We start from the raw sequence: 11,619 nt of genomic DNA, 5'->3' as shown, positions 1-11,619 counted from the left end.
AAAAACCTAACAAATGCCACTCCGTGCCCTCATAAGCGTGTAAAAACAATAACTAACGTGCTCAATGGAGCTGAGTGGGCAAAGCCGTGAAAAATAAACAGAGACCTGTAAACCTCGACCTACAGACGATCAGCTTTCCTGTCACCGCCATCGCTTCCATCTTGCATCGTGTCTCAGGGGTGATCACCTTTGTGGCGCTCTCTATCTTGCTGTGGATGCTTGGTACTTCACTCGCCTCTCCCGAAGGATTTGAAACAGTGGTGTCCATCATGGACAACTTCCTGGTCAAATTCGTGTTGTGGGGGATCCTGACTGCGCTGGCTTACCACATTGTGGGCGGTCTGCGTCATCTGGTCATGGACATGGGCTATTGGGAAGAGCTGGAATCCGGTAATCAGAGTGCCCGTGTGGCCTTCGTGATCACCGCGATTTTGGCGGTATTGGCGGGGGTACTGGTATGGTAACCAATTCTGCAACATTCGGGCGCAGCGGTGTTCATGATTACATCCTGATCCGCGCCACCGCCCTCATCATGACGGCTTACGTCCTCTATCTGGTTGGTTTTGTCGCCTTCAATGACATCAGCTACGAGGTATGGACCGGCTTGTTCGCCAAAACTTTCACCAAGGTATTCACCCTGTTGACCCTGCTGTGCGTACTGATCCACGCCTGGATTGGTCTGTGGCAGGTGCTGACTGACTATATCAAGCCGGTGGGACTGCGTGGCGCACTGCAATTTGCGCTGGTCGTGGTGCTGTTTATCTATCTGATGACTGGTTTCGTCGTGCTGTGGGGTGTGTAAGGTGACTATTCCAACTCGTGAATTTGATGCGGTCGTGATTGGTGCCGGTGGTGCCGGTATGCGCGCCGCGCTGCAGATTGCCCAATCCGGCAAGAGCTGCGCTCTGTTGTCCAAGGTCTTCCCGACCCGTTCTCATACTGTTTCCGCCCAGGGCGGGATCACGGTTGCGCTGGGCAATGCCCACGATGACAACTGGCAATGGCACATGTATGACACCGTCAAAGGCTCCGATTACATCGGTGACCAGGAAGCGATCGAATACATGTGCAAGACAGGCCCCGAGGCCATCTATGAGCTGGAGAACATGGGCTTGCCCTTCTCCCGTTTCGACAACGGCTCCGTTTACCAGCGTCCGTTTGGTGGCCAGTCCAAGAATTTTGGTGGCGAGCAGGCAGCCCGTACCGCGGCGGCAGCTGACCGTACCGGTCACGCCCTGCTGCACACCCTCTATCAACAGAACGTCAAGAGCAAGACCACTGTCTTCTCCGAGTGGTATGCGCTGGATCTGGTGAAAAACCAGGATGGTCACATCGTTGGCTGTACCGCCATCGACATGGAGAGCGGCGAAGTCGTCTACTTCAAGGCCAAGGCCACAGTGCTTGCCACCGGCGGTGCCGGTCGTATCTACCAGTCCACCACCAATGCCCACATCAACACCGGTGACGGTGTCGGCATGGCGCTGCGCGCTGGCGTCGGCGTACAGGACATGGAGTTCTGGCAGTTCCACCCGACCGGCATTGCCGGGGCAGGGGTACTGGTGACCGAAGGGTGTCGCGGTGAAGGTGGCTATCTGCTGAACAAGGATGGCGAGCGCTTTATGGAGCGTTACGCGCCGAACGCCAAGGACCTGGCCGGTCGCGACGTGGTGGCTCGTTCCATCATGATCGAAATCCGCGAAGGCCGTGGTTGCGATGGTCCCTGGGGCCCGCACATCAAGCTCAAGCTGGATCACCTCGGCAAAGAGGTGCTGGAATCCCGTCTGCCAGGGATCTGCGAGCTCTCTCGCACCTTCGCCCACGTGGATCCGGTCAAAGAGCCCATCCCGATTATCCCGACCTGCCACTACATGATGGGCGGCGTGCCGACCAACGTGAACGGCCAGTGTCTGGCCCAGGATAAAGACGGCAATGACGTTCCTGTGGTCGGTTTGTTTGCGGTAGGGGAGATAGCCTGCGTCTCCGTGCACGGTGCCAACCGCCTCGGCGGCAACTCGCTGCTGGATCTGGTGGTGTTTGGCCGCGCGGCCGGCATGCACCTGGTCAATACCCTGGGCGAGATGGACCACGGTCGCGATGCCAGCGAGTCTGACATCGACGCGGCCATGGCCCGCTTCAATCGCTGGGAAAACACCCGCGATGGGGAAGACCCGGTCCAGATCCGCAAGGACCTGCAGACCTGCATGCAGAACAACTTCTCCGTATTCCGTGAAGGTGACGCCATGGCCGAAGGGCTGGCCGAGCTCAAGCTTATCCGCGAGCGTCTGAAGAATGCCCGTCTGGATGACACATCCAAGGAGTTCAACACCCAGCGCATCGAGTGCCTGGAGCTGGACAACCTGATGGAGACGGCGTTCGCCACCGCGGTGGCGGCCAACTTCCGTACCGAGAGTCGTGGTGCTCACAGCCGCTTCGATTTCCCGGATCGCGACGATGAGGGTTGGCTGTGCCACAGCCTCTATCATCCGGACACCGAGTCCATGACCCGTCGCGCTGTCAACATGTCTCCGAAAACACGCGAGGCATTCCCACCCAAGGTGCGGACTTACTGACCGATGGTGGAGACAAGCACCATGAAGGGCACATTATCGGCGTATCGCTACATTCGCCGGTCTGTGAAGAGGTGGGAGGCATTCCCATCTCTCTTCTCCAAGGTGCGGACTTAACGATTGCGGAGCCAAACAACATGAACGTCACATTCTCTGTCTACAGATACAATCCGGATGTTGATAACGTCCCCTATATGAAGGAATATCGTCTTGATATTCCTGAAGGTTCCGACATGATGGTGCTCGATGCACTGATCCAGTTGAAAGAGCTGGATCCCACTCTCGCCTTCCGCCGCTCATGCCGCGAAGGAGTCTGTGGATCAGACGGTCTCAACATGAATGGCAAGAATGGTCTTGCCTGCATCACCCCGCTCTCCGATCTGCTGAAGAAGGGCAATAACGTCGTTATCCGCCCCTTGCCTGGCCTGCCGGTGATCCGCGATCTGGTGATCGACATGACCCAGTTCTACACCCAGTGGGAGAAGGTCAAACCCTTCCTCATCAACGATGACAAGTTGCCGCCCGTGCGTGAGCACCTGCAATCCCCCGAAGAGCGCGCCAAGCTGGATGGCCTGTACGAGTGTATTCTCTGTGCTTGCTGCTCCACCTCTTGCCCCTCCTTCTGGTGGAACCCGGACAAGTTCATCGGCCCGGCCGGTCTGCTCGCAGCCTACCGCTGGTTGGCTGACAGCCGCGACACCGCCGCCACCGAACGACTGGGTAACCTGGATGACGCCTTCAGCGTGTTCCGTTGCCACGGCATCATGAACTGCGTGAACGTCTGTCCCAAGGGCTTGAACCCGACCAAAGCCATCGGTCAGATCAAGTCGATGCTGCTCAATCGGGCTGTTTAGTATCAGGGCCCGGGCGTCACGCGCCAGGCCCGACCTCTGGATAGCCATCCGACCCCATGGCTGGATGGCTATTTAAACCCTACAAGCTGCGCTGCAGTGAACAAGATGTACAAGGGATAGAAATGCATAACGGCGTGATGAAGGCCTGGTTGGAGTCATCTCACCTGGCTGGTGCGAATGCAAGCTATATTGAGGATTTGTACGAATCCTTCCTGGAAGACCCTGAATCCGTAGCCGAAGAGTGGCGCAGCCTGTTTAGCGAGCTGCCCCAGGTCAATGGCCACGCGGTTGAACAACCTCACTCCCGAGTCCGCGATTATTTCCGTCGTCTGGCCAAGGATCCCTCCCGTTACAGTGCCCCCGTCTCCGATCCGCAAGTGGATGCGAAACAGGTGCGCGTGCTGCAACTGATCAACGCCTTCCGTTTCCGCGGTCACCAGAATGCCAATCTGGATCCCCTTGGTCTCTGGACCCGTGAAACCGTTGCCGAACTGGATCCTGCTTTCCACAATCTGCAGGGCGCAGACATGGAGGCCACCTTCAATGTCGGCTCCTATGCCATCGGTCGCGAGACCATGGTGCTCTCCGATCTCTACGCCTCGCTCAAGAAAACCTACTGCAGCAGCATAGGTGCCGATTACATGCACCTCACCTCTACCGAGGAGAAGCGCTGGCTGCAGGACAGACTCGAATCCATCGAGGCCAAGGGCAACTACAGCCTCGAAGAGAAGACCCGTTTTCTCGAGAGTCTGACCGCTGCCGAAGGGCTGGAAAAATACCTGGGTGCCAAGTTCCCTGGTGCCAAGCGTTTCTCCCTGGAAGGGGGCGATGCCATGGTGCCCATGCTCAAGGAGTTGATCCGTCGCGCCGGTGAGCAAGGTTGCAAAGAGGCCGTCATCGGCATGGCCCACCGTGGCCGCCTGAACGTGCTGATCAACGTGCTTGGCAAGCGGGCACAAGAGCTGTTCGACGAGTTCGCCGGCAAGCATGGCGAGTCCTGGGGCACAGGGGATGTGAAGTACCACATGGGCTTCTCCTCCGATTTCGCCACCCCGGGCGGCAACGTTCACCTGGCGCTCGCCTTCAACCCGTCTCACCTCGAGATCGTCAACCCGGTTGTCATCGGTTCCGTCCGTGCGCGGATGGACAGACGTGGCGACAAGGATGGCTCCAGCGTCCTGCCCATCACCATTCACGGTGATTCGGCCATCGCCGGTCAGGGTGTGGTTGCCGAGACCTTCAACATGTCCCAGACCCGTGCCTATGGCGTGGGCGGGACTGTGCGCATCGTCATCAACAACCAGGTGGGTTTCACCACCTCCAACATGCGTGACGTGCGCTCCACCGAATATTGCACCGACATCGCCAAGGCGGTGCAGGCCCCCGTGCTGCACGTCAACGGGGATGATCCGGAAGCCGTTGTGCTGGTGACCCAGATTGCGCTGGATTACCGCAATACCTTCAAGCGCGACGTGGTGATCGAGCTGGTCTGCTACCGTCGTCACGGTCACAACGAGGCGGACGAGCCGAGCGCGACCCAGCCCTTGATGTACCAGAAGATCAAGCAGCACCCGACTCCGCGCAAGATCTACGCCGATCAGCTGGTAGCCGAAGGCAGCATCAGCCAGGAGCTGGCCACCACCCAGGTCAACGACTATCGCGATGCCCTGGACAAGGGGGAGCGCGTGGTCAAGGAGTGGCGTCCGATGGAGCTGCATTCCGTCGACTGGACCCCGTATCTGGGTCACGACTGGGCCATGCACTATGACAGCACTGTGGCGATGGACCACCTCAAGTCACTGGGTGAGCGCATCAGCCAGTATCCGGCTGCCCACACGCTGCAGCGTCAGGTCGAGAAGATTTACGAAGACCGCCGTCTGATGGCTGCGGGCGAGAAGCTGCTGGATTGGGGTTTTGCCGAGACCCTGGCTTACGCCACCCTGGTGGACAAGGGTTCCCGCATCCGCATCACGGGTCAGGATTCCGGCCGTGGTACTTTCTTCCACCGCCACGCCGTGCTGCACAATCAGAACGACGCCAGCACCTACACGCCGCTGTGCAATATCCACGATGAACAGGGTCCATTCGAAGTCTTCGACTCCGTCTTGTCCGAAGAGGCGGTACTGGCCTTTGAATACGGTTATGCCAGCGCCGAGCCGGCCGGTCTCACCATCTGGGAAGCCCAGTTTGGCGACTTTGCCAACGGAGCCCAGGTGGTGATCGACCAGTTCCTCTCCTCCGGTGAGCAGAAGTGGGGCCGTATGTGCGGTCTGACCATGCTGCTGCCCCACGGTTACGAGGGGCAGGGGCCTGAGCACTCCTCCGCGCGGCTGGAACGTTATCTGCAGATGTGCGCAGAGCACAACATGCAGGTGTGCGTACCGTCCAACCCGGCTCAGGTATTCCACATGCTGCGTCGTCAGGTAGTGCGCCCCATGCGCCGTCCGCTGATCGTGATGTCGCCCAAATCCCTGTTGCGCCATCCGCTGGCGGTGAGCAAGCTCGAAGAGCTGGCCGAAGGCACCTTCCAGAATGCCATCGGCGAGATCGATGCCCTGGATCCGAAAGGGGTCAAGCGCGTGGTGTTCTGCTCAGGCAAGGTTTACTACGACCTGCTCGATGCCCGTCGCAAGGCCGAACAGCAGGACGTGGCGCTGGTGCGTATCGAACAGCTCTATCCCTTCCCTGAAGCGGAAGTGCGCGCCATTCTGGCCGATTACGCCCATGTCACCGATTTCGTCTGGTGTCAGGAAGAGCCGCAGAACCAGGGCGCCTGGTACTGCACCCGTCATCACTACGATGGCGTGCTGCCAAGCGGTGCCCGTCTGCGTTATGCCGGTCGCCCGGCCTCGGCCTCACCCGCCGTCGGTTATATGTCGGTCCATACCAAGCAGCAGAAAGCTCTGGTGGAAGACGCCCTTACTCTGGCCTAAGCCCTGAACAAGAAGTAACAAGGAACTGATTACATGACTATCGAGATCAAGGTACCGGACCTGCCGGAATCAGTGGCGGACGCCACCATCGCCACCTGGCACAAGAAACCGGGTGATCTGGTTGCCCGTGACGAAGTACTGGTTGACATCGAAACCGATAAAGTCGTGCTGGAAGTCCCCGCGCCGGAAGCCGGTATTCTGGGTGACATCCTGCAAGCGGAAGGGGCGACCGTGTTGTCCCGCCAGCTGATCGCCATGCTCAAGCCGGCTCCCGTGGCCGGTGAAGAGACCAAAGAGAAGCCGGTGGAAGCGGTTGCCGACGACGGCGCAGATGGCTTGAGCCCCTCCGTTCGCCGTCTGGTGGCCGAGCACGCCATCGACGTTGCCAAACTGACCGGCACCGGCAAGGGCGGTCGCGTCACCAAGGAAGACGTGGAAGCCTTCATCAAGGGTGGCAACAAACCTGCCGCCGCGCCGGTCGCTGCTGCGCCTGTGGCAGCTGTAGCGCCACTGGTGGGTCGCACCGAGAAGCGCGTGCCCATGACTCGTCTGCGCAAGCGCATTGCCGAGCGTCTGCTGGAAGCCAAAAACACCACTGCCATGCTGACCACTTTCAACGAGATCAACATGGCGCCCATCATGAAGCTGCGCAAGCAGTACGGCGAGATCTTCGAGAAGAAGCACGGCATCAAGCTCGGCTTCATGTCCTTCTACGTCAAGGCTGTGGTGGAGTCCCTGAAACGCTACCCGGAAGTGAACGCCGGGCTGGACGGTGACGACATCGTTTACCACAACTATTTCGACGTCAGCATCGCCGTTTCTACCCCCCGCGGGTTGGTGACCCCTGTGCTGCGCGATTGCGACAACATGAGCCTGGCCGACATCGAGAAGGCCATCAAAGACTTGGCTGGCAAGGGCCGTGACGGCAAGCTGACCGTGGATGAACTGACTGGCGGCAACTTCACCATCACCAACGGTGGTGTGTTTGGCTCCCTGATGTCCACCCCCATCATCAACCCGCCCCAGAGCGCCATCCTGGGTATGCACAAGATCCAGGACAGACCCATGGCGGTGGACGGCAAGGTCGAGATCCTGCCGATGATGTACCTGGCCCTCTCTTATGATCACCGCATCGTCGACGGTCGTGAGTCGGTGGGCTTCCTGGTCTCCATCAAGGAGCTGCTGGAAGACCCGACCCGTCTGTTGCTGGATGTCTAGGCAATCAGCAAAATTCTGAGCGAATTAGAAAGATAACGAGGGGCCGCCCAGGCCCCCATTCACAGGGGATTGAGAAACACGAGCCCCGGACGGAAATACCTACAACACGGATAGAGCATCTATGAATCTGCATGAATATCAGGCAAAAAAGCTGTTTGCCGAGTATGGCCTGCCGGTCTCCGAAGGTTATGCCTGTGCAACCCCGCAGGAAGCGGCCGAAGCGGCCGATAAAATTGGCGGCACCACCTGGGTCGTCAAGTGCCAGGTCCACGCTGGTGGCCGCGGTAAAGCGGGCGGCGTCAAGCTGGCCAAGAGCAAGGACGAGATCCGCGCCTTTGCCCAGAACTGGCTCGGCAAGAATCTGGTGACCTATCAGACTGACGCCAACGGTCAGCCGGTGACCAAGATCCTGGTGGAATCCTGCACCGATATCGCCAAGGAGCTCTATCTGGGCGCCGTGGTCGATCGTGGCAGCCGTCGCGTGGTCTTCATGGCTTCTACCGAAGGTGGCGTGGATATTGAAAAGATTGCCCACGAAACCCCGGAACTCATTCACAAAGCCGCCATCGATCCCTTGGTGGGCCCGCAGGCCTATCAGGCGCGCGAGCTGGCTTTCAAGCTGGGTCTGGTCGGCGATCAGATCAAGCAGTTCACCAAGATCTTCATGGGTCTGGGTCAGATGTTCCTGGATTGCGACTTCGCCCTGCTGGAAATCAATCCGCTGGTGATCACGACCCAGGGCAACCTGCATTGCCTGGATGGCAAGATCAACATCGATGCCAACGCCCTGTATCGTCAGCCCAAGCTGCGCGAGATGCACGACCCGTCACAAGATGACCCCCGCGAAGCGCATGCCGCCCAGTGGGAGCTGAACTATGTGGCGCTCGATGGCAACATCGGCTGCATGGTCAACGGCGCCGGTCTGGCCATGGGCACCATGGATATCGTCAACTTGCACGGCGGCTCACCGGCCAACTTCCTGGACGTCGGCGGCGGCGCCACCAAGGAGCGCGTGACCGAGGCCTTCAAGATCATCCTCTCCGACAGCAAGGTGCAGGCCGTACTGGTCAACATTTTCGGCGGCATAGTGCGCTGCGACATGATCGCGGAAGGTATTATCGGCGCGGTCAAGGAAGTGGGGGTCAAGGTGCCCGTGGTAGTGCGTCTGGAAGGCAACAATGCCGAACTGGGTGCCCGTAAACTGGCCGACAGCGGCCTCAATATCATCGCCGCAACGAGTCTGACTGACGCAGCTCAGCAAGTGGTTAAAGCAGCGGAGGCCAAATAATGAGCGTTCTGATCAACAAAGACACCAAGGTGATCTGCCAGGGCTTCACCGGCGGTCAGGGTACCTTCCACTCCGAACAGGCGATTGCCTACGGTACCCAGATGGTCGGCGGCGTGTCGCCAGGCAAGGGTGGCACCACCCACCTGGGCCTGCCGGTGTTCAACACAGTGCGTGATGCGGTTGAAACCACGGGCGCCACCGCTTCCGTCATCTATGTGCCTGCGCCTTTTTGCAAAGACGCCATCCTGGAAGCCATCGATGCGGGCATCAAGCTCATCGTCACCATCACCGAAGGCATCCCGACCCTGGACATGCTCGAGGTCAAGGTGAAGCTGCAGGAAACCGGCGTGCGCATGATAGGCCCGAACTGCCCGGGTGTGATCACCCCGGGTGAGTGCAAGATCGGTATCATGCCGGGCCACATCCACAAGCCGGGCAAGGTGGGCATCGTCTCCCGCTCCGGCACCCTTACCTATGAAGCGGTCAAGCAGACCACAGACGAGGGCTTCGGCCAGTCCACCTGCGTCGGTATCGGTGGTGACCCTATCCCGGGCTCCAACTTCATCGACATCCTGGAGATGTTCCAGAACGATCCCAAGACCGAAGCAATTGTAATGATCGGCGAGATCGGCGGCAGCGCTGAGGAAGAAGCGGCGGCCTACATCAAGGCCCACGTCACCAAGCCAGTGGTTTCCTACATAGCAGGCGTCACCGCCCCGGCTGGCAAGCGCATGGGTCATGCGGGCGCCATCATCGCCGGTGGCAAGGGCACGGCAGCAGAGAAATTTGCCGCCCTGGAAGATGCCGGCGTGAAAACCGTGCGCTCCCTGGCCGATATCGGCAAAGCCCTGCGTGAAGTAACCGGCTGGTAAGTTAGCCCGTTATCTCTGATAAAAAATGCCGCCTTAGGGCGGTATTTTTTATGGGGTTTAAACGTTATGTGTCATCTCATTCAGTACAACTCTTAGCTCAAAGAGGGCGATGTGCCCAGATCTTCGGGCGATGAATCGAAGCACATGATGTAAACGATACAGCTATCAAAATAAAATTTGCACATACTGTATGGCTAGCTATATTTTCATGGATTATAAGTGATGTAGATATCAGTACCATGAAGGGTGGTGAGTATGATGACTTCAAAATGCGTGTTTTTTATTTGCTTTTCTTCTGCACTTATCAGTGGTTGCTCTAGTAATCTAAGTGCTGTAGATAAGCTGACTAGTTCGACTCAAAATGATGGTGGCATTTCATCATTATTTTAATGACATTCCATTTCAAAGTCGTTTTCTCGCAATTAATGGCCAGCTTCCTATTGATACTGTTGGAATACCTTGTGTTGCGAGTAGTTATCGCGTGCCCTATTCAATGATATGTTTAAGCACTGATAAGTCGCGCGTCATAGAATATGACTATCCCGTGATTGGAAATCCTGACGAAAAAATTAAGGCTCTTAAAGTTAGCATTACTGATTTAGAAAGAAAATCACAAGAGTTAGTTATCAAGTTACTTGTTAAGGCTACTTGCCAAAATGCAAAAAATGAGGTGTGTACAGCAGAGGTTGATAGTTTTTCTACTGCACAGTTAGAGTTTAAAACGCTACAAAAGGAAGTGTTATCAAAGCTGTCAGATGGCAATGCTTTTATATTTCAGTGGAGTAGTACTGCCGGTGGTGGATTCGATGCCGAAGCTGAACCCTATGGAAGTTTTGGTGGGCAGGGCGGTTATCAGAACAGTGGTATTACAATAGTATCCGGTCTACGCATATCCCAGCTTTTAGTTGGAAATGATATAAGCAGTATTTATAAAAACTTACCTAGTGATACCAAGTTAGCAACATTTGTCATGCAGGCCCAAGGAATCGCGTATATAAGCACCCGAAGCATTAGTGCTACGGTGCAAGCTCGCTTAGGGCTAACGCCAACTCAATTTAGTGACATCATAAGTACTTTGTCTGAGGCACAAAAAATACAATTGGCGGCAGCTTTCAATTATGTAAATAGCTTGAGTAATGAAGGTCAGTTCAGCACTGTAGATAAAAGTATAAGAGATGTTCCAACGTGGGGGGCAACGGGCAAGATAGAAGATCATGGATATCAAACATTCTATGCAACCATGACAAAATTAGATGAACTTAATAAGATGATTGAGAGGAAATAACTTTCTTTCAGGTGAGTGTTGACAGTCCACATGAATTTTCTGTACGTATGGCCACTTTATCAAATATTTTTATGGGTGTAACCCCAAAGTCATTTACAGTAATTGTTCTTACTTATAGAAGAACACAGGTTTTAGGTTAGATTAGCGTGGCGTAATCGGATGCTCGAGACGGCATTATTAATGCTGTTCCATTTCATCGGGTGAGGTGCCAGCCTTCAAAAATCTGGGACACCCACCTTTTTGACAGCGGCGTAATGCGGAGCTTGGCTTGATAAGTCACTGTCGAGGGGATGAGCCATGACCATTGCCCGTTCACGTCAAATCAGTTTGCAGGATACGCCTTACTACCATGTGGTCAGCCGCTGCGCGCGACGGGCCTTCTTGTGTGGCGAAGATGCCCATTCCGGCCAGAGTTACGAACACAGGCGCCAGTGGGTAGTCGACAAGCTGGGTCAGTTGTTAGAAAGGTGGGTGTCCAAAAAAGAAGAATGAAAAAGAATGTCGTAGTACCGTCAGCGGGTCTCATTATGCCAAACCTGACGAAAATGGATAAATGCAGGTCATCTTCTCTTGTCGCCAATCATACCGCCAACCTTGAAAAA

General features: G+C 56.4%; 9 protein-coding genes and 1 pseudogene. All 10 read left to right on the top strand.

Translation table 11 applies throughout. The features are described from left to right. Positions 1 to 74: 74 nt before the first annotated feature. Positions 75 to 464: a succinate dehydrogenase cytochrome b556 subunit gene (sdhC, locus tag ONZ54_RS12905; RefSeq protein ID WP_005300207.1), complete on the top strand. Its 390-nt coding sequence runs from the start codon at positions 75 to 77 to the stop codon at positions 462 to 464. Further along, entirely contained in the window at positions 458 to 802 is a 345-nt protein-coding gene (gene sdhD, locus ONZ54_RS12900) for a succinate dehydrogenase, hydrophobic membrane anchor protein (protein ID WP_271786351.1), read from the top strand. Before sdhC ends, sdhD begins: the two co-directional genes overlap by 7 nt. Position 803: 1 nt before the next feature. Continuing rightward, positions 804 to 2,570 (top strand): succinate dehydrogenase flavoprotein subunit, encoded by a 1,767-nt coding sequence (sdhA, locus tag ONZ54_RS12895; protein ID WP_034524204.1) that lies wholly within the window; start codon positions 804 to 806, stop codon positions 2,568 to 2,570. Positions 2,571 to 2,704: 134 nt separating this feature from the next. Beyond that, the gene (locus ONZ54_RS12890) at positions 2,705 to 3,421 is read left to right on the top strand and encodes a succinate dehydrogenase iron-sulfur subunit (RefSeq protein WP_271786350.1); all 717 of its coding nucleotides are present in this window, start codon (positions 2,705 to 2,707) and stop codon (positions 3,419 to 3,421) included. Positions 3,422 to 3,543: 122 nt separating this feature from the next. Next, a complete protein-coding gene (sucA, locus tag ONZ54_RS12885; RefSeq protein WP_162626218.1) occupies positions 3,544 to 6,354 on the top strand; it encodes a 2-oxoglutarate dehydrogenase E1 component in 2,811 nt (936 codons plus the stop codon). A gap of 33 nt (positions 6,355 to 6,387) precedes the next feature. Continuing rightward, positions 6,388 to 7,572 carry a 2-oxoglutarate dehydrogenase complex dihydrolipoyllysine-residue succinyltransferase gene (gene odhB, locus ONZ54_RS12880; RefSeq protein WP_059167560.1) on the top strand — a complete coding sequence of 395 codons (1,185 nt, stop codon included), beginning with the start codon at positions 6,388 to 6,390 and terminating at the stop codon, positions 7,570 to 7,572. A gap of 121 nt (positions 7,573 to 7,693) precedes the next feature. Then, on the top strand, positions 7,694 to 8,860 hold the full coding sequence (sucC, locus tag ONZ54_RS12875) for an ADP-forming succinate--CoA ligase subunit beta (RefSeq protein WP_021140443.1): 1,167 nt from the start codon (positions 7,694 to 7,696) through the stop codon (positions 8,858 to 8,860). Then, positions 8,860 to 9,732: a succinate--CoA ligase subunit alpha gene (sucD, locus tag ONZ54_RS12870; RefSeq protein ID WP_005310908.1), complete on the top strand. Its 873-nt coding sequence runs from the start codon at positions 8,860 to 8,862 to the stop codon at positions 9,730 to 9,732. Before sucC ends, sucD begins: the two co-directional genes overlap by 1 nt. A 361-nt stretch (positions 9,733 to 10,093) precedes the next feature. After that, on the top strand, positions 10,094 to 11,017 hold the full coding sequence (locus ONZ54_RS12865; RefSeq protein WP_271786349.1) for a hypothetical protein: 924 nt from the start codon (positions 10,094 to 10,096) through the stop codon (positions 11,015 to 11,017). 297 nt (positions 11,018 to 11,314) lie between these two features. Next, positions 11,315 to 11,476, top strand: a pseudogene (locus ONZ54_RS12860) (alpha-amylase family glycosyl hydrolase); the annotation flags it as partial. Between the last annotated feature and the right edge of the window lie 143 nt (positions 11,477 to 11,619).

Source organism: Aeromonas salmonicida (genome assembly GCF_028355655.1).
GTDB lineage: Bacteria > Pseudomonadota > Gammaproteobacteria > Enterobacterales > Aeromonadaceae > Aeromonas > Aeromonas salmonicida.
The sequence above is the reverse complement of the archived record's forward strand: the minus strand, read 5'-3'. Positions and strand labels throughout refer to the sequence as shown.